Annotated in this window: 23 protein-coding genes and 1 other annotated feature; of the genes, 9 read left to right on the top strand and 14 right to left on the bottom strand. The window is 33.8% G+C overall.

Annotated features, from left to right (window positions below; genetic code table 11):
* Nucleotides 1-64: 64 nt before the first annotated feature.
* The 3 genes from AAFN87_RS04545 to AAFN87_RS04535 form a co-directional block, all read right to left on the bottom strand.
* Complete coding sequence (locus AAFN87_RS04545) at nucleotides 65-1198, bottom strand: 2-keto-3-deoxygluconate permease (protein ID WP_347789838.1); 1134 nt, start codon at nucleotides 1196-1198, stop codon at nucleotides 65-67.
* 16 nt (nucleotides 1199-1214) lie between these two features.
* Nucleotides 1215-2354 carry a glycerate kinase gene (locus AAFN87_RS04540; RefSeq protein ID WP_347789837.1) on the bottom strand — a complete coding sequence of 380 codons (1140 nt, stop codon included), beginning with the start codon at nucleotides 2352-2354 and terminating at the stop codon, nucleotides 1215-1217.
* 348 nt (nucleotides 2355-2702) lie between these two features.
* Nucleotides 2703-3281: a hypothetical protein gene (locus AAFN87_RS04535; protein ID WP_481886441.1), complete on the bottom strand. Its 579-nt coding sequence runs from the start codon at nucleotides 3279-3281 to the stop codon at nucleotides 2703-2705.
* A gap of 248 nt (nucleotides 3282-3529) precedes the next feature.
* Here AAFN87_RS04535 and AAFN87_RS04530 point away from each other — a divergent pair, with 248 nt between their 5' ends.
* The 5 genes from AAFN87_RS04530 (at nucleotide 3530) to AAFN87_RS04510 (ending at nucleotide 8603) form a co-directional block, all read left to right on the top strand.
* Nucleotides 3530-5275: an ABC transporter ATP-binding protein gene (locus tag AAFN87_RS04530; RefSeq protein ID WP_481886440.1), complete on the top strand. Its 1746-nt coding sequence runs from the start codon at nucleotides 3530-3532 to the stop codon at nucleotides 5273-5275.
* A gap of 24 nt (nucleotides 5276-5299) precedes the next feature.
* On the top strand, nucleotides 5300-5974 hold the full coding sequence (locus AAFN87_RS04525) for a response regulator transcription factor (RefSeq protein WP_347789835.1): 675 nt from the start codon (nucleotides 5300-5302) through the stop codon (nucleotides 5972-5974).
* Entirely contained in the window at nucleotides 5974-7005 is a 1032-nt protein-coding gene (locus tag AAFN87_RS04520; protein WP_347789834.1) for a sensor histidine kinase, read from the top strand. The genes AAFN87_RS04525 and AAFN87_RS04520 overlap by 1 nt, the downstream gene beginning before the upstream one ends.
* Before the next feature lie 347 nt (nucleotides 7006-7352).
* Complete coding sequence (locus AAFN87_RS04515) at nucleotides 7353-7514, top strand: hypothetical protein (protein WP_347789964.1); 162 nt, start codon at nucleotides 7353-7355, stop codon at nucleotides 7512-7514.
* 105 nt (nucleotides 7515-7619) lie between these two features.
* Nucleotides 7620-8603 carry a C40 family peptidase gene (locus AAFN87_RS04510; RefSeq protein WP_347789833.1) on the top strand — a complete coding sequence of 328 codons (984 nt, stop codon included), beginning with the start codon at nucleotides 7620-7622 and terminating at the stop codon, nucleotides 8601-8603.
* A 767-nt stretch (nucleotides 8604-9370) separates the two neighbouring features.
* On the opposite strand, the gene AAFN87_RS04505 is transcribed toward AAFN87_RS04510, so the two are convergent.
* Entirely contained in the window at nucleotides 9371-9925 is a 555-nt protein-coding gene (locus AAFN87_RS04505; RefSeq protein ID WP_347789832.1) for a GNAT family N-acetyltransferase, read from the bottom strand.
* Nucleotides 9926-10320: 395 nt separating this feature from the next.
* On the opposite strand from AAFN87_RS04505, the gene AAFN87_RS04500 reads away from it, so the two are divergent.
* Nucleotides 10321-10701, top strand: a complete 381-nt coding sequence (locus AAFN87_RS04500) for a nucleotide excision repair endonuclease (protein ID WP_347789831.1) — start codon at nucleotides 10321-10323, stop codon at nucleotides 10699-10701.
* A gap of 121 nt (nucleotides 10702-10822) precedes the next feature.
* Here AAFN87_RS04500 and AAFN87_RS04495 read toward each other — a convergent pair whose 3' ends face one another.
* Nucleotides 10823-11296, bottom strand: coding sequence for a hypothetical protein (locus AAFN87_RS04495; RefSeq protein ID WP_347789830.1), 474 nt, complete (start codon nucleotides 11294-11296; stop codon nucleotides 10823-10825).
* A gap of 85 nt (nucleotides 11297-11381) precedes the next feature.
* The gene (gene corA, locus AAFN87_RS04490; protein WP_347789829.1) at nucleotides 11382-12338 is read right to left on the bottom strand and encodes a magnesium/cobalt transporter CorA; all 957 of its coding nucleotides are present in this window, start codon (nucleotides 12336-12338) and stop codon (nucleotides 11382-11384) included.
* 132 nt (nucleotides 12339-12470) lie between these two features.
* Here corA and AAFN87_RS04485 point away from each other — a divergent pair, with 132 nt between their 5' ends.
* Complete coding sequence (locus tag AAFN87_RS04485; protein WP_347789828.1) at nucleotides 12471-12734, top strand: YqhV family protein; 264 nt, start codon at nucleotides 12471-12473, stop codon at nucleotides 12732-12734.
* 15 nt (nucleotides 12735-12749) lie between these two features.
* Here the strand turns inward: AAFN87_RS04485 and AAFN87_RS04480 are convergent, their stop codons facing one another.
* The gene (locus AAFN87_RS04480; RefSeq protein WP_347789827.1) at nucleotides 12750-13163 is read right to left on the bottom strand and encodes an NUDIX hydrolase; all 414 of its coding nucleotides are present in this window, start codon (nucleotides 13161-13163) and stop codon (nucleotides 12750-12752) included.
* A gap of 125 nt (nucleotides 13164-13288) precedes the next feature.
* Here AAFN87_RS04480 and AAFN87_RS04475 point away from each other — a divergent pair, with 125 nt between their 5' ends.
* The gene (locus AAFN87_RS04475; RefSeq protein WP_347789957.1) at nucleotides 13289-14080 is read left to right on the top strand and encodes a DUF2935 domain-containing protein; all 792 of its coding nucleotides are present in this window, start codon (nucleotides 13289-13291) and stop codon (nucleotides 14078-14080) included.
* Between the two features lie 204 nt (nucleotides 14081-14284).
* On the opposite strand, the gene AAFN87_RS04470 is transcribed toward AAFN87_RS04475, so the two are convergent.
* The 3 genes from AAFN87_RS04470 to argS form a co-directional block, all read right to left on the bottom strand.
* Nucleotides 14285-14998 carry a metallophosphoesterase family protein gene (locus AAFN87_RS04470; protein ID WP_347789826.1) on the bottom strand — a complete coding sequence of 238 codons (714 nt, stop codon included), beginning with the start codon at nucleotides 14996-14998 and terminating at the stop codon, nucleotides 14285-14287.
* 73 nt (nucleotides 14999-15071) lie between these two features.
* Complete coding sequence (locus AAFN87_RS04465) at nucleotides 15072-15476, bottom strand: NUDIX hydrolase (protein ID WP_347789825.1); 405 nt, start codon at nucleotides 15474-15476, stop codon at nucleotides 15072-15074.
* A gap of 223 nt (nucleotides 15477-15699) precedes the next feature.
* Complete coding sequence (argS, locus tag AAFN87_RS04460; protein WP_347789824.1) at nucleotides 15700-17373, bottom strand: arginine--tRNA ligase; 1674 nt, start codon at nucleotides 17371-17373, stop codon at nucleotides 15700-15702.
* A 198-nt stretch (nucleotides 17374-17571) separates the two neighbouring features.
* Nucleotides 17572-17789 (bottom strand) — a binding site (T-box leader).
* 451 nt (nucleotides 17790-18240) lie between these two features.
* Here argS and AAFN87_RS04455 point away from each other — a divergent pair.
* Nucleotides 18241-18741, top strand: coding sequence for a hypothetical protein (locus tag AAFN87_RS04455; RefSeq protein WP_347789823.1), 501 nt, complete (start codon nucleotides 18241-18243; stop codon nucleotides 18739-18741).
* A gap of 70 nt (nucleotides 18742-18811) precedes the next feature.
* On the opposite strand, the gene AAFN87_RS04450 is transcribed toward AAFN87_RS04455, so the two are convergent.
* From AAFN87_RS04450 to AAFN87_RS04435, 4 genes are all read right to left on the bottom strand, one after another.
* Nucleotides 18812-19264: an NUDIX hydrolase gene (locus tag AAFN87_RS04450; RefSeq protein ID WP_347789822.1), complete on the bottom strand. Its 453-nt coding sequence runs from the start codon at nucleotides 19262-19264 to the stop codon at nucleotides 18812-18814.
* 529 nt (nucleotides 19265-19793) lie between these two features.
* Complete coding sequence (gene panF / locus AAFN87_RS04445; protein WP_347789956.1) at nucleotides 19794-21239, bottom strand: sodium/pantothenate symporter; 1446 nt, start codon at nucleotides 21237-21239, stop codon at nucleotides 19794-19796.
* A complete protein-coding gene (locus AAFN87_RS04440; RefSeq protein ID WP_481886439.1) occupies nucleotides 21239-21499 on the bottom strand; it encodes a YhdT family protein in 261 nt (86 codons plus the stop codon). Before AAFN87_RS04440 ends, panF begins: the two co-directional genes overlap by 1 nt.
* 127 nt (nucleotides 21500-21626) lie before the next feature.
* Entirely contained in the window at nucleotides 21627-22607 is a 981-nt protein-coding gene (locus AAFN87_RS04435) for a diaminopimelate dehydrogenase (protein WP_347789820.1), read from the bottom strand.
* Nucleotides 22608-22984 lie beyond the last annotated feature (377 nt).

Here is a 22984-nt window from a genome sequence, read left to right as displayed (position 1 = left end):
GAAAGTACTTCTTCCAGAAAGAAAAAAGTTGGCTGCAGCAGTTTATGATACAGCCAACTATAAATTAGGCATCTTTTAATATTTTTTTAGATATTGGCTTTGTTGCAGTATTATTTTCCCCTGGGTTTTCATCCGTACCAATAATGCCTCTTCTTCTTTGGTATTTATCCATAAAAATTACTGCTAATGGACAAAGGATTGCCGTTGTAATTGTCGAGATTGAAATTTGTGCTGTTGCAATAGGTACAATCGCTTCAATCTTTGCATATTCAGCAGCACTCATTGCACCTGATGTTACTGCAACTGCTGCTGCGGCTAAAATTGCTGCTGGTGTTGCAGCTGCATTTCCAGCTGTAGATGCTTCTGCAAGTGGTGCAATAAAGCTTTTTTCTCTGAAAATTTTAAATGCTAGCATACCAGTAATAGCAGTAACTACGAATGTTAAAATTGCTAAAACTAATCCACCTGCAAGTACTTCTGGATTCAAGAAGTTTGATAAGTTCATTCCTGCACCTAATGAGAAGGCGAAAAATGGGATTAGAATTGACTCACCTGGCTTTAAGAATTCACGAATTTTAGGATCTAAGTTACCTAAAATCATACCAATTCCGATTGGTAATAAAACTGCGATAAATGAAATTACTGGGAATGCTGTTCCTAAAAGTCCTAAAGATACTAAAGTTAAAAATGGACCATCATTGATTGCTAGAATAGATAAACCACCTACATCAGAACGGTTACCATATTGTCCAGTTAAAGCTGCGTACATACCACTGTTACTATTTGTCATACCTGCAATAATAGCTAAAGTAGAAAGCCCTAGTACACCAGTCCATGGGTCAAACATCATTCCGAATAACATACCTACACCTAAACCACCAAAGTATTTAGTAGCTGTTAATAGTGCACCCTTTTTCAATGAATTTCCACCAACTTTTAAATTCATTTGACTTCCAACGATGAATAAGAATAATGCGATAAGTACTAGTGCACTATCTTTAAATAAATGCTGTGAGAAGCCGCCTATTCTTAAAAACTCATAGTAACCATCACTTGTTGGTGCAGTGCCTAAACCTTTTAATATATTCATTACAAATGGAATATGCAATTGGTCAATTGTATTTAAAGTAGCACCTAATAATAGAGGAACAACCATCATACCACCTGGTACTTTTTCAATAGTATCCTTAATATTCAAAAGAAAAACCCCCTAGTTAATTTGTTTTATAATAAAAAAATGTTCTAACTACTTGCTCTGTAGTTGTAATTAATAATTCACCTGCTTGATCAATTGCGTCATTAAGACTCATAGGATTATTAATAATACTGTTAATACTTACAACTCCATATTCATATAAGCTTTCAAAACCTATCCCCGTCGATCCAGCTAATATAATTGTCGGCACATTCTTTGATTGCGCTTTTTGTGCTACCCCAAGTGGTGTTTTTCCATAGACTGTTTGATTGTCAACTTTTCCTTCACCTGTGATAACTAAGTCTGCATCCTTTAAGTTTTCGTCCAATTGAATATAATCTAAAACTACATCTACGCCTCTTTGAAATTCCACTGGGAAAAATGCTTGAAATGCTCCGCCAATACCGCCTGCTGCACCTGCACCTTTTTTTTCATGAAGCTGGATACCTGTTGTTGTTTCAATAATGTCGGCCCAATGCGTTAGATTGTTATCTAAGATAATTACTTCCTCCATAGAAGCGCCTTTTTGGGGTCCAAATACAAAGGAAGCGCCAGTTGGACCTACTAATGGATTTTGAACATCTGAAGCTATTAAAAACTTACAATCTTTAATTCGTTCATCGAAATGCGCTAAATTTATTTCATTAATGTTATTTAGTTCACCTCCTCCGAATTCAATTTCTTTTTCATCACGATCCAATAATTTCATGCCTAATGCTTGTAGCATTCCAGCACCGCCATCATTTGTTGCCGAACCACCTAATCCGATAATAAAAGATTTGTAACCATCATTTAATGCCTGTTTTATCAGTTCACCTGTACCATAAGTAGTAGTAGTTAAAGGAGATAATTGTCCTTCTGGGACTAGATGTAAACCTGATGCGGTTGCCATTTCAATTACACAAGTTTTCCCATCTCCTAACACACCATAGGATGCTTGTACTGCATTTCCTAATGGTCCTACTACTGATATATTTTTTATCGTACCACCAGTCGCAGCAACTAAAGTTTCCATTGTGCCCTCTCCACCATCACCTACAGGAAGTTTAATGGTTTGAGCATCTTTAAAAGCTTGTTTAATGCCGATATCTATATAGTTCGATACTTCTACTGCACTTAGACTTCCCTTGAAGGAGTCTGGTGCTATAATAATCTTCATATTATCCCCCTTTTAGAAAACGCTTCCAATATATACTTGAAATTATATGAATATTCGGGGAACTAATCTATGTTAATTGGAACAAAAATATAGAGAGAATTATAGGCTGTTTTTATTAATTTTCACAAAATACTCACAAGAGTTTTTATTATAGAGCTTGTTGTAAATGGAAATATGATCCGGATGAAATTATTCTGTATGCAACATGAAAAGCCGTAAATCTTTGTTATAAACAAAGATTTACGGCCTACTTTTACTATATTATTTTGTAAACTTACAATTTTTTCATCAGTTACTTAGTAACTTCACAAAATGTTGGACCCCCTTTTTCAAAGTACCTTCAATAAATTATCGTCTTTCATTTTTAAAATCAATAGAATTCGCTATCTGTACCAATATGTCTGGAGTTACTTTTTCTGCTACTCTTCGATCAATATCGAACGTATATTGCCAATTATCTATTTCGAACACTAACATGTTAAAACCGGAGTTTGGCAATTCGATATATTTCGCTTCGATTCCATTGTTTAATTTATATACTTCCGTAATGTGCTTATTACCAAAATCAATTTTATACTTAATATGGCGAACATTAATACTAAATTGGTTTTCAGGTGATTGGTCACTAATCAATTTCATATCTAAAGAATCGTTTATGTCGCCTTCTAAGTTACTAAATCGACCAAAATGATGCGTAAAACTAATCGGAGGCACTCTAAGCGGAAGTTTAAGCTTTTGATTATAATGTGATTCAAAATCTTGCACTGCTTCCCCTATTGTTTTATATCCTCCTTCAGTAAATATTTCTTCAAAAGGTTGATGTTGAGGAGTTTCTATTTTATTCGCATATATTGAACCATTGCCTAATCCATAAATTAATATGCAAAATAAAGACAACAAAGGTGGAACCATTTTATTCAAATTCATCGCTCCTAAATAATATTTAGGATTATTTTCTCCATGTCAACTGAAACTATCCTTTTATTTTCCCTTCAACTATAGGTTACTCAACACGCATTCCTAGACAAACGAATCTTTATCTAGATTGTGAGAAATAGTAGTAATCATGCTTCTCCAAATATTCGTAATAGCTAATTACTAAGTATTAGTTCATATTCAGTTCACAACTTCTTTTTATACTTCACTTGTATACAGAAGTGAAAGGAAGTATAAAAATGAAAAAAGATAAAAAACAAAAAGGGTTTAGTCAGTTTCTAAAATTGATTGTAGAAACGAAACCTTCTAAAATAATGATTTGTATAGCATTACTACTTAGCTTAACAACAACAGGTGTTGGATTATTAGTACCGTTGTTCACATCGAATCTTGTCAATGATTTTTCGATTAGCTCTTTGAATTCAGCTAATATTTCTATCCTCGTTATAGCGATTCTTGCACAAGCGTTAGCAAGTGGAGTCTCAATCTATTTGTTAAATCGAATTGGTCAATATGTTGTTGCAAGTATTCGGGAGAAGCTTTGGAAAAAGTTGCTTGTATTACCTGTTAGTTATTTTGACGAACATCCTTCAGGTGAAACGGTTAGTCGTATGACGAATGATACATCCGTCGTAAAGGAATTAATCTCAGAGCATTTAGCAAACTTCATTTCTGGAACGATTTCCATTATTGGTTCCATCATTGTCTTATTCGTCCTTGATTGGAAAATGACATCAATGATATTTATTGCATTTCCTATAGCTGCATTAATTTTAATACCCCTTGGTAAAACAATGTATAAAATTTCTAAAGGATTGCAAGATGAAACAGCTACATTCACTGCAGTTCTTCAACAAGTATTATCCGAAATTCGTCTTATGAAATCTTCTAATGCAGAAAAAATTGAATATCAAAATGGGAAACAAAGAATTACGAACTTGTTTCACTTTGGCTTAAGAGAAGCAAAAGTCCAATCTGTGCTCGGACCGATCATAAGCTTAGTCATGATGACTCTACTTGTTTTATTACTAGGTTATGGCGGTATGCGTGTTTCTACAGGTGCTCTAACTACAGGTGCATTAGTCGCCTTCATTATGTATCTGTTCCAAATAATAATGCCAATGGCGCAAATGGCTACTTTCTTTACGCATTTTCAAAAAGCAACTGGTGCAACAGAACGCATTATTACCATCTTAGAAGCTGACGAAGAAAAAGATGCAGCTGATGAAGTACAAAATATGAATGAAATCATCAAAGTTGAACATGTCAACTATAGCTACAATAATAAAGAACAAATATTAAAAGACATTACATTTAATGTGGAGCCCGGAAAAGTAACGGCCATTGTTGGTCCTAGTGGTAGCGGGAAAACAACACTGTTCTCTCTTTTCGAACGTTTCTATACACCAAATGATGGCATGATCTCAATTGGTGGAAAATCCATTGAAGAGTTTTCATTACAATCATGGAGAAGTCAAATTGGTTATGTATCACAAGAAAGCCCTATCGTTTCAGGAACAATTCGAGATAATATTACGTATGGTTTAAATCGAGCTGTATCAGATAAGGAATTAATTACCGTTGCAAAAATGGCGTATGCAGATCAATTTATTGCTGATCTTCCAAATGGTTATAATACAGAAGTCGGCGAAAGAGGGATGAAACTCTCAGGGGGCCAAAGACAACGAATTGCGATTGCTCGCGCCTTTTTAAGAAACCCAAAAATTTTAATGCTAGATGAAGCCACTTCAAGTCTTGATAGTAAATCTGAAAAAGTCGTCCAACAAGCGTTAAATGATTTGATGAAAGGACGTACAACGATAGTCATTGCGCATCGCTTATCTACAATAATTGATTCAGATCAAATTATATTCCTTGAAAAAGGATCCATTACAGGTATTGGTAGACATTCGGAACTTTATCATTCACATGCGCTATATCGCGAATTTACAGATCAGCAATTACACTCAATTGAAATAGCTTAGATCACTCGAAAGGAATGAAATTGCATGACCAAATTATTAATTGTCGATGATGATGCACATATACGAGAGCTAATACAGCTCTTTTTGTATAAGGAAGGCTTTGACCTTTATGAAGCATCTGATGGTGTAGAAGCAATGACTTTATTGGAAAAAGTAAAAGTTGATTTAGCGATTATCGATATTATGATGCCAAATATGGATGGATGGCAGCTTTGTCAGGAAATTCGAGATTTCAGTGATATTCCAATTTTAATGTTGACGGCTAAAGCGGAGACTTCTCAAAAAGTAAAAGGTTTTGAACTTGGTGCAGATGATTATCTCGTGAAACCATTTGAACCAATCGAATTGGTGATGCGTGTGAAAGCATTATTAAAACGCTACAATATCAACCTCTCGCAAACCCTCAACATTGGTGAGCTAAAAATGAATCGTAAAACGTATGAGGTCTTCTTTAAGGAAACTGAATATACGATTCCTTTAAAAGAATTTGAGTTGTTATATAAACTTGGCAATTATCCCGGTAAAACTTTTTCACGTGAACAGTTGATAGAAGATATTTGGGGTTATGACTATGAAGGCGATGAAAGAACTGTGGATGTTCATATTAAAAGATTGCGAGAAAAATTCCCAGAAGATGAGTTTTCATTTCGTATAAAAACGATTTGGGGATTGGGCTATCGCTTGGAGCTAATTGAATAATGAAGAGGCAAATAATAAAGCTAATACAAGGTTTAATGTTCTTTATACTTTATATTGTAAGTAGTTTTTCGATTGCTTATTTCTTAATAGAACGTATCCCTATTCAAACTTCAGGATATTTTCAATTTATCTTTACAATAATTACTGGTTTTTCATTTATGTTTTTATTGGCTACTATTATACATTTTATATTGCCTAATAGGCGTAAAAACTTCTATCTTGAAGTCATTTCAGCATTACGTAAAATTTCTAGTGGAGATTTTAATGTCTATTTAGATATTAAAATGAATGAACGTAATGAATTCACAGAACTAGTTGATCAATTTAATCATATGGTAAAGCAATTACAACAGATGGAGGATATGCGTCAAGAGTTTATTTCAAACGTATCCCATGAAATTCAATCACCATTAACGTCAATTATAGGTTTCGCGCAAGCATTGCAAAACAACCAACTTTCTAAAGAGCAGCATCAGCGCTATTTGAATATTATCGAAACCGAATGTCGTCGACTATCGAAGCTAAGTGATAATTTAATGAAACTGACATCGCTTGAATCGGAAAATCATACGTTTGAAAAAAAGAACTATCCCCTCGATCAACAATTACGTGCAATTATTTTAGCGTGTGAACCGCACTGGGATCAAAAAAACATTGAATTTGATATCCACTTAGAAAAAATAACTTTATTAGCGGATGAAGATTTAATGAGCCAAGTATGGACAAACCTCATTCATAATTGCATTAAATTCACTCCTGAACATGGGAAGATTACTATTCAATTGGAAAAGAAGGTCCATAAAGCAGTTGTTACAATCTCAGATACTGGTATCGGTATTTCGAAAGCAGACCAGCCACACATTTTCGAGCGTTTTTATAAAGCGGATGTAGCAAGAGTCCGTTCGAATAGTGGAAGTGGCTTAGGTCTATCAATAGTAAAAAAAATTGTAGAAATGCACAACGGAACGATTATTGTACAAAGTGAAATGGGCAAAGGAACGACATTTATTATTACAATACCTGTATTTTAACAATCCCTTTCCCCTTATCTAATTGGTTATTCTTGAATAAATGGCAGATGAATATGCATCCAACCGAAACTAATTTACTGTAGACAAACTCATAGAAATTTGAGTTTGCCTACGGTCTTTTTTCTTTTTAGAATAAATAGTAAGAAACCGTTGATTTCCGTTCCAGGCGCTCCCTTTCCGCGGGCACGGCTTCAACTAATTTTTTCGGCGGATTGCCGCAAAAATGGATTTTCCGCCCGCGCTGTTCCCGCAGGAGTGTCGTGCCTTCCACTCCAATCAACTTGTATTGGCTAATGATAAAATATTTTACTCTTAACTTGCTGAAAATACTTGAGGTGATGATAAACATGAGGACGAATAATCAAATCAATGAGCGTGGACAACTTGAAATGCTGACAATTGAACAGCTTGTACCGGAAGACCATCTTGTACGTATACTAGATGCAGCGATTGATTTCAATTACATTTATCCATTAAATGTAACCGAAAATTGTATTTATCAGGAGTAGAATTACTTTTGATATAATTTTGTTATATTTTTGACACTAATTTGTTATATCAAAATGTTATTATAATAGGTGAGAATAATAGTAAATTTAGGAGAATATAATTTTATGAATAAATGGTCATCAAAACTAGCAGCGTTAACAGTAGGAACAACTGTTTTATTAACATCTGTTGGTCAAGCTTCAGCAGCTTCTTATACAGTAAAATCAGGAGATTCTTTAGATAAAATAGCAAAAGCACATAACATTTCATATAAAACAATTATGAAAGCCAACAATTTAACATCTACTTTAATTATTCCTGGACAACAATTAATTATTGGTGAAAATCAAATTTCTACTACTTCAAATTCAAGATCCATGACTACATATACAGTAAAACCAGGAGATTCGTTATCTAAAATTGGAAGTCAGTATGGTGTTTCAAGTGAAACTTTAATGGAATGGAATAATTTATCTTCAACTGTAATTCAGGTTGGACAGAAGTTAGTAGTAAAAGGTTCTACTACTTCAAATTCAGAATCCAATACTTCTAATTCAGTCTCTAATCCTTCTGGTTCAGGTAAAACATCTACATATATAGTAAAACCAGGAGATTCTTTATCTAAAATAGCAAATAAATATGGCATTTCGTATAAAACAATTATGAAATTAAATAATTTATCTTCTACAGCAATTTCTGTTGGACAAAAATTAATTGTTAGTAGTTCAACAACATCAACAAATCCATCAGTTGGTGATAGTATTGTTTCGATTGCAAAACAATACATAGGTACTAAATATATATTTGGTGGTTCATCACCAAGTGGTTTTGACTGTTCTGGTTTTATTTCATATGTTTATAATAAAGCAGGAATTTCAACGTCTCGATTATCAGCGGAAGGCTTCTACAATGCAGCTAAACCGGTATCTAAACCTAAAATCGGCGACTTAGTATTCTTTAGCAATACATATAAATCTGGTATTTCACATATCGGTATATATATTGGCAATAATAAAATGATTGCTGCTAGTGGATATCACGTACAAATTAGTAATATTGACGGTGCCTATTGGGAAAATCACTTCACTGGATATGGTCGCTTAATCTAATTAGTTATTAAAATCTGATTGATATTTCAAAGAAAGATGCTGTCTCAAAAGTCATAAAGAGTTTTGATGACAGCATCTTCATTTTGCTATTGTGATGAATATCATATCTCATAGAGCCTGAATGTTTAGGGCATAATGCAAAATAGAAGTAGCTATAAGATTTATAAATGAGATTAATTTTTCTATCCAAATAAAATGCTTAAATTTTAACTCCGATTTTGCCATTTGGCGAAATCGATATACGACTTAATTTAAAATAAGTGACACGTTAGTTCTATTTAACTAAAATGGCACTTATTTATATTTAAGTTGTATGTCAAAATCGACGAAATCAATTTTGACGATTATAAAAAGAGCAAACTATTAATTTTCGATAAAAAAATATTAGTTGAAGTATATTTTTAATAGGATTAAAAAAGAAAATGTCTTTTTTGTGTATACGTATATGAATAAGACATATAAGGATCGCTTGGACTGGAGATGTATTTCTCAAAAAAGCGCTCTTTTTTTTCTTTTTCACCTAAATAATCACCTGTTTACGAGAAAAACCACCTTATATTATTGTTCTTTTTTAATAAATTTCTCTTATTTAGTCACCGGTACAGTTAAGATAAGACCCCTATTCTTTAATGAAAACATACATTTTTTAATTAAAATGGAGGTGCTTTGATCGATAATAAGCCATCAAGCGATACACAAAAGATGATTTTATAATAACAAAAAACTCGTACTTGAAATTAAATTAATCCAAGTGCGAGTTTCATTTGTTATTTGGCAGTAATTTCAGCGCTTATCCATTCATGTTCTAAAATACTATATAAAAGAGAATCTCGCCAACCATCTCTTAATAACATATCTTCTCGGATTCTGCCTTCTTTCGTCATACCGATTTTTTCTAATACTTTTGATGAGCCAATATTTCTTGCGTCACAAGTAGCGAATATACGATGTAGATTTAATGTTCCAAATCCAAATTCAATCAAGAGTTTTGCTACTTCTGTCGCGTATCCCTTTCCCCAGTGAGTTGGATTAACAATATAACCTATCTCGCCTTCCCTATTCGTGAAATCTCGAATATTGATCTCTCCTGCACCAATTAACATTTCCTTTTCGATTATGACAAAAACAAATCGACTTCTTGGATCCTGTTTCGACTCTACAATAACTTGTTTTACAAATTCTTGTGACTCTTTTTCTGAATTGGGCCCCCAAGGTTGATATTGGCAAACAATAGGTTGAGATGCATATGCATGAACATCTATCCAATCATTTTCTATCATTTCTCTAAGTATGACTCTTCTACCTTTTAAATTGCTATTCACCAGTTTACCCCCTCTTAATAACCATTATTTAACAATAATACCACATTCACTATCGGTTATGCTTATTGAACATTACTTACAATTTAGTTAAGAACTTAAAAAGAAATTGTGTTTGTAAGCTTTACGGGGTGTTGTAATTTAGAAAAAATCTTACATAGCGTTTTCCTCATTAATTACAATTCGTGAAATAAATTTGTAATAATATATATTCGTGCGAGAGATAAAATAAATGTCTCTTCGTAGTGTCGGATAATATGCATAAATTTGATGTGTTTTATAACCGGATTTAATATATTTTTTATCCTAAAATAGTTGACGTAAAGTTAATAGCGATAGTAAAATCGAGGATATTATGGTATTATAAATATTTACTAAGTAGAGGGACGTGAATAGTTTTGATTAAAATTGAATTACCAAAACCAGATCTTGTTATACGCCAACGTGAGCAAGTACTTAAAGATGGAGACGTACCAATTACGCCTTTCCATGGCTTTATTGATTTCCATAAAATCACTCGTGAAAAAGGCGGTATTTTCTTCTTTTATAACGAAAAAAATGAGCTTTTATTTGTTGGGAAAGCACGCAAAATTCGCCAACGTATTAAAAAGCACTTCGAAGATAATGTTTCTCCAATGAAAAAACACCGTGATGAAATTTTTAAAATCGAAGTATACGAAATTGATGATCCAATGGAACGCGAAATCTATGAGACATACGCGATTAATACATTACGCGCAAAATATAATATCGATAAAGTATTTTATTTAGAGAACTAATTTAGCAAGAAGTTAAAATCTACCGCGCATATAATAAGCGATTCAATTGTAAATGCCTTCCTCTATTGTATAATAGGAAGGCATTTTTTACATTACTATTATTTCAAGCTCAATTATCTATCTAACTTTCAAACTCAAAATTAACGTTCATTTGTCCATTCCTATATTGCACATAAGGGTCATTTTTTCCGTCTACAATTAATTTGCCTTCGTACATTTGAGCAACTTCCTCCCATTCGTAACGCTGCCCTTTTTGTTCTACGACTATATTAATATGATGCCAAAATGAGTGTCCATCTTCATATTCTACATTTACAATTTCAAAATCTTTTATGTAATAATCTTGCTCTTCAAGAATATTTATTTTTTTATTAAATAGATTTTTAGCTTCTTGCTCGGATAAAAAAGAAGGACCATCTGTATAATGATCATCAAAAATATATAGTTGGTCAAATGCTATTTCATATTGCCGCTCTTTCATTGCATTGTAATAGTTTTCAATTAGCTGCTGTGCCTGCCGTTCATTGGTCGTATTACACCCTATTAATAAAGCACTTACAATTCCCCCAATTATAATTAACACCGATTTCTTCATTTCGCACCTCCAATTATTACTATCTTCCTTTTGCGATCAATTAAAGATAAATAACGCAAGAAATACACAAGTAAAGAAAAGCTAATTATTTAAACCAGCCCTTCCTTACAAAAAATACGATCATCGTCAAAGCGAGTATGCCCATCAATCCTAGAATATAAAAATATCCATTTACCCATGATAATTCTGGGATTCTCTCGAAATTCATGCCGTAAATTCCTGCAATAAATGTTAATGGCGCAAATATAGATGTAATGATTGTTAATATCTTCATTACTTTGTTCGTTTGATGATAGTTAAGTGAAAGATAACTATCCCGAATATCAGCTGTCGCTTCCCGGTTAGATGCAACCATTTCGGAAAGTTTTAACAGATGATCATAAATATCAGAAAAATACTCTCTTCTCTCCACAATTCTATTTAAATGCTGTGAATTTAACATTCGATAAAGTAAATCACGCATAGGGTTCACTGTATGGAGTAGTATTAAAAGCATATTTCGAGTTTCGAATAATCCGTTCAATAATTGATCCATTGACTTTTTATGCGTTTCATCTTCAAGTTTTCGTAACTCTTCTTCTATCCGATAAAGGATAGGAAAATAATTATCGACAATTTTATCTAGTACTTCATAAAACACAAAATACGGATTCCATTTATCAAGATTTTTCTGTGCGAGCACTTTATTCCAAACGTTGGTTATTTCTATGGACGCCCCATGATGAAATGTTACGATAAAATTTTCTCCGACAAAAAAATCAAGTTCATCCTTTAGTATAGTGTTTTCTTCTTCGCGAACAATGTGTGTAACGTAAAATGTATAGTCATTATAATAATCTAACTTTGGTCGCTGGATTTCCTGAATACAGTCCTCAATTGCTAGTGGATGAAAATGAAATATGTCAGCTAATTGCTGCATCTCCTCTGTTGTTGGTTCGCTAAAATCCGCCCAATACCATTTATATTTTTTCAGATTTTCTTCATTAATAATAATCCCCTTTTCCAGCTGATTATCATTTGTAATACCAATAAAATGGATCATCTTTTACACCTTTTTTACTTTAATTTGCCCCTTTGTCCGTTTTTTCACACATGAATTATTTTTCTTTTAAATAATTGAAAATGGACAATCATACATTTTAAAAAACATTAAAGAAAAAAAGGTGGTAAATATATGCAAACAGCACTTTTATATATCGTATTATTACGTATATTTTCAGGTAGCATCGATATTATGGCTGCATTTATTATGTACAAATTGAACAATTTAGAAAAGGCATTTACTGTTAACTCATCTCTTGCACTTATTGGACCATTTATTTTTATTATCACGACTGGCATTGGTTTAGCAGGCCTTAGTGATAAAGTATCATTTCTGAAAATGATCTGTCTTTTTAGTGGTGTTTTATTAATTTTTATTAGTTTACGTATGAAATAAATGTTATGCAGCCTTTTAGCATTGCTGTAAAAGGCTATATACATCATGCTTTTTAAATTCATCTAAAATTGATTGCGGTAATAACTCCTCCAGCTCGGACCGGCAAGCCCACTTGAAATGATCATGCTCTTTGGAAAGTGTTATTTGAGTAGAATGTGCCTTACAAAGATATAAAAGTAACACAATCTGCTGTGTCGGCTTAGTGTTGAAAGTTGTTGCATAAAGAATTTGCTGAACTTGAATTTCAAGCCCTACTTCTTCTAGAAACTCTCTTTTTAATGCTTCTTCAGCTGTTTCGCCAAACTCTAAACTTCCGCCGACTGTTTCCCATGTGCCTGCACCAATTGAATCAATATTAGATCGCTGCACAATTAATATTTTTTTGTTTTCTATTACAATCCCTTTAACTGCTACTATGATTTCGTTCATTACCGTTCCTTTCCGCAAGAACACCATTCCTTGCACTTTACTAAAATACTGCTTATTAAAAGCATGAACCTAAAATATCCTGAATACAATAAGTGACAGTTAATATAATTTAGGAGGTATATTAAATTCCTACATTTGTAACGCAATCTTTGGAGGAAATACGATTTTGGTCTCGAATTATGAAGGAACATGCTTTCTTTTTAAGTCTTGGATTTACCTCTGATCAAACAGAGCTTATACAAGAAGCAAAACAATTTATTCCTGTATTTGAACGGATTGAGGAGCAAGCAAGTATCTATAATGAAACAACAGATCCCCAAGTAATTAAACAGTTCAACATTCAAGTATACCAAGCTACTACTTATATTTGGGCCTATAAAAGAAAAGTACTAGGGCTTATTATAAGTTGTAAAATAATAAGTAATAACTTCCCCCTATTAGTAGATCATACAAGCCGTGAAGCATATTATTTTGCTAAGCGTTTAAAAGAATTAAACGAAGGTAAATTAATACCTTTACCTGAAGCAATTATTCAAGAAAATGTATTTTTCCTAAAAATCATGGCCGATCATTCGAAATTCATCGGGCATTTACTAGATCCTTCAGAAAGAAAATTAGTAGATCAAGCACGTGAATTTAGCCATGATTTCGACCAACTACTTTACCAGGCACAAGATTTAGATCATATGCGTCCTCAATCTGAAACAAGGCCGCTTTTAGACCAATTCCTTGATCAAAATCGAGTATCTGTCGTGGCGTTACGTGACTTCAAGAAATCAGCGAGAGATTTAATTGAAGCTTGTAAAATAAAAAGCATTATTCATCCACTTCTCGCAGACCATGTATACCGTGAAGCAGATCATTTTCTTCACATTATTGATGCGTTCGATGCCCATCTTACTGCTCAGAAAAGATAAATACTCCGTATAAAATAGCAAATTATAAATAATAAGACTTTCGGATAATTATATATTGACTGCTCATTAAGAGGTATTCCTAAAGGACTTCCAGGATAGCCTCTTTTAATTTTGCCTTCTAATGAGTAGAGTAGTTAATAGAAGAATGTATTTACTTTACAAGTGAATTTTCAGTCTATCCTCTCGTCAAGTCCAATAATCCTTTTATATTTTGAAAAATGTATTCAAAATAAACTCTTTCTCAGGAATATCTGTAGATTTGAAATCTTCAATAAAACTATCATAATCAAATTCAACTTCATTAAGTTCAATTTCAATTTTGTTATTGATTGTACAGATTGCATACTTTGCCTTTCTCCCACTATTACAACCTAGCGCACCTGGGTTTACATACATTGTTTTTTGATTTTTAAAGTATTGTCTAGGGTGATGATGACCAAAAAAGATACAATCAAATACTGGATAGCTTTTAAATAATGTTTCCATATTGGCAAGAGAAGGTACTTTAATGGATTCAAATGGGCCTTCGTGAAATAATAAATCCTTATTTTTCAATGCATAATGTGTAAATAAAAAATTATTCGAACCAAATTGTTTTATTATTTCTCTAGGTAGTTTCTTTAAAAAAGGAATATATTGTTGATCTAAATTGTTAAGTATCCATTCGTGATGTTTTCTAGTGTGTTCATGGTTCTTAGGATATGGTAGCTGATCATCATGATTACCTGTTACAATAAAACAATCTTCTAAAGATGTTAATATTTCTAACACTTCGTTTGTCTGATGTCCAATTGCGATTAAATCACCTGTACAATATATTTCCTGGACATTGCGCTTTTTTATATCTCGTAATACAGCCTTTAATGCTTCAGCGTTGCCATGAATATCTGTCAAAATAGCAAACTTAATCTCTGTCAAATCCATTTCCCCTCTATAGAAAGTTATTAATTATTCTCATTGGGACTAGTTATTTTGTTAAAACCAAAATTATTCACCTTACATTAACAAATGATAATAAAACTTCTTTATCCTCTGGGTAGTCATGCTGTAACGAAGCTAATTCGTCATATGTTTTCCAAGCTATTTCTTCAATAATTTCGTCTGGATCATGATAAGTTATTTGCCCTGAAACTACTTCACATAAAAAGTAATACGTTGTTACATCATAGTTTCCGATAACCGTCTTTTTTGTATGCAACGCTTCTTTTATCATTACTGTATAGCCCGTTTCTTCGCTTACTTCCCGAATGCATGCTTGTTCGGCGGTTTCACCAATTTCAATTTGCCCAGAAGGAACACCCCAACTTGTTGTACCCTTGCCTCTAACCATAAGCAATTTATCGTTTAATACGGTAATCGCAGCTGCACCATTCCAAGTTATTAATGTACTACTCATTCGGCCACATCCTTAACAACTAAATTATAATGAAATGATTTTTCTAAAATAAGTTTCTCAAAAGCTAACACGTTTTTTTAGTACCTCTCTACATCATAGCAAATAATACAATTTTTTGGAAAATCATTAAAACAATTGAATATAAAAAATCTCGTTTATCGTAATTGATAAACGAGATTTTGATGTAATTTCGAAATTACATCAGGTCGAGCAAATCCTCTACTTACATTTCTTCCGGACTTGCTAAGCCAAGTAAACGAAGGCTTTCTTGTAAAACGGTTGAGACTGCATAAGCAACAGTTAAACGGTCTTGTTGCTTGCTATCTTCACTAATGATTTTCGTATTTGCGTAGTATTTATTAAAGCTTCTTGCTAGCTGTAAACTGTATTTTGCTATTTGAGATGGATCTGCATTAGCAAATGCTTTTTCGATAATGATCGGGAATTCTTCAAGTTGTTTTATAACTAACCAAGCTTCTTCGTCTAGGTAATTAAGCGGTTCGTTATTTACATTGTATGAACCCTTTTTAAGCAGTGTTTGAATACGCGCATTTGTATATTGCACATAAGGTCCTGTTTCCCCTTCAAATGTCACCATTTGATCAATATCAAACTCAATGTCATGCATACGATCATTTTTTAAATCGTTAAAAATAACTGCTCCAATACCAACTTCATTTGCAACTTGCTCCTTGTTCACTAAAGTTGGATTTTTTTCAACGATATTTGTCATTGCGGCATTTACTGCTTCTTTTAACACATCAGCTAATAGTACGACTTTCCCTTTACGAGTAGACATTTTTTTACCACCCATTAACATCATGCCGAATTGTACGTGTTGTAGTTGATCAGCCCATTGATTGCCCATTTTCTTTAATACCGCAAAGAATTGGTTAAAATGAAGAGACTGTTCGTGTCCTACTACATAAAATACTTTTGCTGGATTGTATGTTTCATGTCTATAAATGGCTGCTGCTAAGTCACGAGTCGCATATAACGTCGCACCATCATTTTTTGTAATTAAGCATGGAGGCATATTGTCTAATTGTACAATGTTAGCGCCATCTGACTGTACAAGTAATTGCTTTTCTGTTAATTCTGTAATAACGCGGTCCATTTTATCATTGTAAAATGCTTCTCCGTTATACGAATCAAATGAGACATTCAGCAATTGATAAATTTCTTTAAATTCTTGTAATGAAGCATCTCTAAACCATTTCCATAAGTTTGTAGCTTCCTCATCACCATCTTCTAACGCTTTAAACGCTTGTCTTGCCTCTTCATTTAGCGCCTCGTTGTGCTCAGCTTCATCATGGAATTTAACATAGATTTTCAATAATTCTTGGATAGGATGTTGTTCGATTTTTTCTTTATCGCCCCATAATTTATAAGCAACAATTAATTTACCAAATTGTGTTCCCCAGTCGCCAATATGATTAATACGTACTGCGTTATAACCCATCTTTTCTGAAATATTAGCTAAAGCATTACCAATTACAGTAGAACGTAAATGCCCCATTGAAAATGGCTTTGCAATATTTGGTGATGAGAAATCCAGTACAATGTTTTCCCCATTTTGTTGTTTAGAGCCATAGTTATTTTGTTGTTCTACAATATTTGCCACAACATTTTGTGCAATTGGTAGCGGCTTGTAAAAAATATTGACATAGGCATTTTCGACTTTTACTTCTTTAATAAAATCTGCCTTTATTTTTGATGCTAGCTCTGTCGCGATCATTTGTGGTGCTTTTTTATACTTTTTAGCTAATGTAAAACAAGGAAAAGCGACATCCCCTAAATGATCATATTTTGGTTTTTCTAATAATACTTCTACTTCCTCAATCGATAAATCGTTTTGTAATGCTTCATTAATGACTTTTGCTAATTGTTTTTTCATTGTTATTTTCCTCCTATAATATAAAAGTGCAAGCGCCCTGCTTAGCCCCGACTAGCGCTGGAAGGTCACAAACGAAAGCATCTTTTCCGCTTTCGATTGCTTGCCTGAAGCGACCTCGAGGGGCTTGGCGCTTAAGCTAGACTCTGCTCAAACTCCAGAAACCTATACTTTATAAAATAAAAAAGCCCCCGTCTCTAAATAAGAGACGAGAGCATAGATTCCCGTGGTACCACTCTAGTTGCCACATATGTGACCGCTTTTTTCGTTGATAACGAGGTGTCTTCCCCGATATTCTCTACTGCAGTTCAAGAAACTTCTCCAAAGTGCGCTTCACTATTATTTGTTGCATTAGGCTCACACCAACCCTAACTCGCTTGGCAACTCATATTAGCTACTCTCTTCTTCATCGAATTTGTTATTTAAATTAATTGTGATTTTACCGAATGTATTTCAAAAAGTCAACAAGTAAATTGACTTAATAATTCACGTTTTATTAATTTCCCCGTAACTAACCTCCAGATATTGGTTCATTACCGTAACTTGTAGTTGATTTCCGTTCCAAATTTATTTGCGACGAAAGAGAAGCGACAGGAGCAGTTGTGCGCTTTCCGGGGAGGCGTCCAACCTCCACTTCAATCATAACGCATTATATTTTTTTAATAGTCATCCCCGACTTCTGGTGATGAACCAGATAATTCACTAACAAACAGTAAACACCGGACAAAAAGTTGAATTCTCTGTTTTTTGGTGGATATTTCATTCACTTAAAAAATGAAAAACAATCGACGGAGAGTAAAATCATTGTATAATAGCCAATTTTTTGAAACTTTACTCAAATAATAACGACTAATTTATAGGAGGGATGTTATGAAAAGTATATTTCGAACAGGGCTATTTTTGACACTTCTATTTACTCTTTTCGGATGTAGCGATGACAAGGTTGAAGAATCAAACAAAAATTCAAATGAACAAAAAGTTGATAGCATCTTTAATAGTTCAGATGAAAAACCACCAACTTTAATAATGACAATTGGTGACCAAGTAATTAAAAATCAAATGGGTACATATAATTGGCGTTTTATTGATAAAAAAACAGGACAATTAGTAAATGTTGTAGCTGACCACGCACCACCGTATGACATGGTAAATATTGAAGAGTCTACTAGTGTAAATTTAAATGAGCCCATCAAATTAAATTTCGAAAAAGAGCCAACTAACTTTGAAATTAGAGTTTGGGAAGATAAAAAAATAATCAACACATACGAGACATATGAAGAAATAAAAGAAAAAGGGAAATATGTAATTGAATTATTAGGTACTTGGGAAGAAGGTACTGGTACTTATGTGTTTGCTTTAGATATACAGTAATCTCAATGATTCATAAGCGTATTCGTATTTTTCGATACGCTTATTATTTTGCAGAAAATCAACAAGCACTTTAAACGAGGTGATTAATTTCCACATAATTATTTACTATTTTTGATAATCCTGCTGGATATAAAGCGAAATCTTTTTGCAAAATATCTTCTATTGGAATCCATTTCGCTACGGTACATTTATTAAGTTCAACTACTTGAAACTGTGTTTTTTGATATAGGGATTTATCTATAAATTCAACTATGTAGAATTGTGTGATTTCGTGCCCGATTTTTTCATCGATTTGAAAAATATTTTCTACACATGTCAAATATTGTTTGATATTAATATCTACACCAAGTTCTTCTTTATATTCCCGTATTAATGCATCTGAGGATCTTTCACCAAATTCTATTGTTCCGCCTATTGGACGATAATAAATACCTGTACCTTGCGAGTGTTTTCCCTCTTGTTCTTCTAATAAAATGGAATTCTCATTGAATAGAATGCCTAAAGTATTTGCTCTTGGATGCATACAGTACCTCACAATTTATTTTAACTTAAATACGTCTGATCTTTTGATTAGTAGAATAAAACAGACCCTTTTTATTTTTGTCTCTTCACCAATTGGGGGGTGATTTAATTTTTTTAAAAAGTTTTAATAAAGCGCGATGTTTTATCCAGTAGGCACATATTGCCGTCTCTACATTATTATTTGGTTATAAAATTAAGCAAAATGCACTATTAGAATTATTTATCAGTAATTGTTAGCACACGGAACGGAGAGCGGCGACTCCTGCGGGAATAGCATGAGCTGAAGGCCCCGCAGGAGTGAGGCACGAACGACGAGGAGACTGAAGCCATGCCCGCGGAAAGCGTCCGCTCAGAGTGGAGTGTGCGGTGTCTATATGGTAACCACGACTTATGGTGATGACCACATTTTCATTATACAGTTCACAGAGAATAAATGGTATTAAACTCCAAAACAAAAAGGAAAACGATTGCAGACAATTCTACAATCGCTTTCTAAAAATGTTGCTTAGTATTCACTATTTGCTCAAAAATTAAATATCTAGTGCGCCTTTATTGTCTTTTTTCTGCGTTAATAAGCTAACAACAACAAAGACGATTAGTGACACGATAATTGGTAAAGTTACAGTATGCATCCCAAATGCATGTTTTGCAAAACGGTCAATGCCGATATATAACGTTAATCCGACAATCATCGAAGCAATTGCACCGTATTTATTTGCCTTTTTCCAGTACAGGCCGAAAACGACACTCCATAAAAATGCGGATTCTAACCCGCCGAATGCAAATAAATTCAACCAAATTAAAAAATCAGGTGGATTGATTGCAAAGAGCACTACTGCTAAACCGATAATTGTCGTTACCCAGAAGCTGCTTGATTTTATTTTTGCTTCACTAGCATTTGGATTGATAAAGTTTAAATAAATGTCCTTCACAACTGTAGAGCTAACTAATATAAGTAGTGCATTAACAGTTGACATAATGGCCGCCATTGGAGCAGCGAGTACAATACCTGCCAAAAGTGGTGGCAATACTTCAAGAGTTAAAATCGGCATAACTTTATCACCAATTTCGATGCCAGGTACAACAGGGCGCGCTAAAATGCCGATGACATGCATCCCGAACATAATGGTTCCGATACCGATTGTGCCTATAATGATGGCGCGGTGCAGACTTTTCGAATCTTTATAACTCATCGCCCGAACTGCAATTTGCGGTAGACCAATGACACCTAGTCCAATTAAAATCCAAAACGTAGATACATAAAGTGGTGTTAAAGAACCATCAGCACCAAATGGCGATAGAAATGCAGGGTTTTCAGCAACTAAACTTTGCATAATATTATCTAAACCACCACCAGCGATAATAGTGCCGATTAATAAAATGATCGTCCCAATAACCATAATTGAGCCTTGCAACGCATCTGTTAACGCTACTGCTCGGAAACCACCAATTACGACATAAATAAGCACAGCTGCTGCGAAAATAAGCAAGGATGCTGTATATGTTAAGCCTGTTAACGACTCGATTAAACGTGCACCACCGACCCATTGTGCTGTCATAGAAGCAAATAAAAATACTATTATACTAATAGCTGATATAATAACGACTACATTGCTGTTGTAACGCTTCTTTAAGAAGTCAATTAACGTAATGGCCTCATAGCGTCTTGCAATAATCGCAAACTTTTTCCCTAAAATCATTAACACAAAATAACCTGCAGGAAGCTGCGCCATTGCAAGAAGTACCCAGCCAAGTCCTAAATTATAAGAAACTCCAGGACCACCAATAAAACTTGAAGCACTGCCATACGTTGCCATCATTGTCATCGCAAGTATGAAGCCGCCCATTTCACGGCCACCTAAAAAGTATTCTTGCATAAATGAGTTAGATGAGCGCACTTGCTTATTTGCCCAAATACCTATACCGAATATGATAATGAGGAAAATGATTAGTGGGATTATGACTTGCCAATGAATCATCTGTCATCCTCCTCTTCAAATGAAACGTCCTTGAAAAATAGCTTCATCGTTAGCCATATTAATATAAACATAAAAATCGTGCCTGCTATACAGCTATAGAAAAACCATGCAGGAAAACCGAGTACATATTTATATTCAGTTGGATCACCACTTCCGAGTCCGTATGCAAAGCCGTACCAAATCGCAAAGTTAATAATGACGAGTCCTACACCAATTAAAGCTTCTTTATGTGCGATGGCAAAACGCTTATCTCGCATCTCTATCCATCCTTTCAATATAAAGTAACTACTCTATCATAATTGTTTATTTTCTACTTATAAAGCTAAATTTATTTTATACTAAAAAAAGAACAAAACCACGGATTGTGATTTTGTCCCCTACCTCTTATAGTAATTCCTTACGTAAATCTGCTGCAGATTTTGGTGAAAGTAAACCAAAAGGAATATCGAATACTGTTTTTGCCCCTTTATCACCTTTCGTGCTTAGTTTATGTGCCGCGCGTGCATAAGCCACTAGTACGCTAGATGTAAACATCGGATTGCTCTTTAAATTAAGTGAGAATTCTAGAATTTGCTTGTCGCCAGCACCACTTTCTCCTGAACGAATGACAAATCCGCCATGTGGCATCCCTGAATGGTTTGCTGCTAATTCTTCTTCAGATATAAAGTTCACTGTTGTATCGTAATCTGAGAAATAATTTGGCATCGTTTTAATTTGCTGTTCAATTACCACTGCATCCGCCCCATCTTCTAGTACGACAAAACATTCACGTGCATGCTTTTCACGCGTTGTTAGCTCTGGGTTTTCTCCATTACGGACACGATTCACTGCATCCTTTATTGGTAAAGTGTATTGAACTGCATTTTTAACACCTTCGATACGGCGCACCGCATCCGAGTGACCTTGGCTTAAGCCATCCCCCCAAAACGTATATGTATTGCCAACAGGTAGAACAACTTCACCTAATAAACGGTTTAATGAAAATAAGCCCGGATCCCAGCCTACTGAAATAATCGATACAGTATTTGCTTCCTCAGCTACTTTATCTACACTATCAAAAAATGCTGGGATGGCTGCATGTGTATCAAAACTATCCACCGTATTAAACCATTGTGCAAAATGTGGTACTTGTTCTGGTAAGTCTGTTGCAGAACCACCACATAAAATTAATACGTCGATCTCATCTTTAAATTTTGGCGCGTCATCTACTAAATAAACCGGTGTATTTGAAGCTAATTTTACTGCTTTTGGGTCACGACGAGTAAATACTGCTACTAATTCCATATCCGTATTTTGCGATATTGCTGCTTCTACACCGCGTCCTAAATTTCCATAACCTACAATCCCAATTCGTGTTTTACTCATTTTTCAGCCTCCAAGCTAACGGTACTAACTCATAATATTCACATATCTATTTTAATTCTGAATTACCCGTAAATTTAATATTTATCATACAATTTAGAAAAAAAATACACAAGAAAAATTGAAAAATAAACAAAAGAAAAAAAGATTTATAGTTGCAATAATGAATAAAGTTTTCGGATAAGCATAACTGCTGATATTCACAATAATGAATAACTGGTTTCCATTCAATGCGGCTCATTATTGAATTCGAACTATTTATTTTATGTTCAAATAACCGGAAAATGTTATGTTGGTCAAAAAAATCAGTGTATTTATTTTCATTCAAACTGGAATTTTGCTATACTACAAGAGTTATGAAATAGATGTTTTTTATACTG

It is taken from the genome of Solibacillus sp. CAU 1738 (assembly GCF_039888725.1).
Classification (GTDB): Bacteria; Bacillota; Bacilli; order Bacillales_A; family Planococcaceae; genus Metasolibacillus.
The sequence above is the reverse complement of the archived record's forward strand: the minus strand, read 5'-3'. Positions and strand labels throughout refer to the sequence as shown.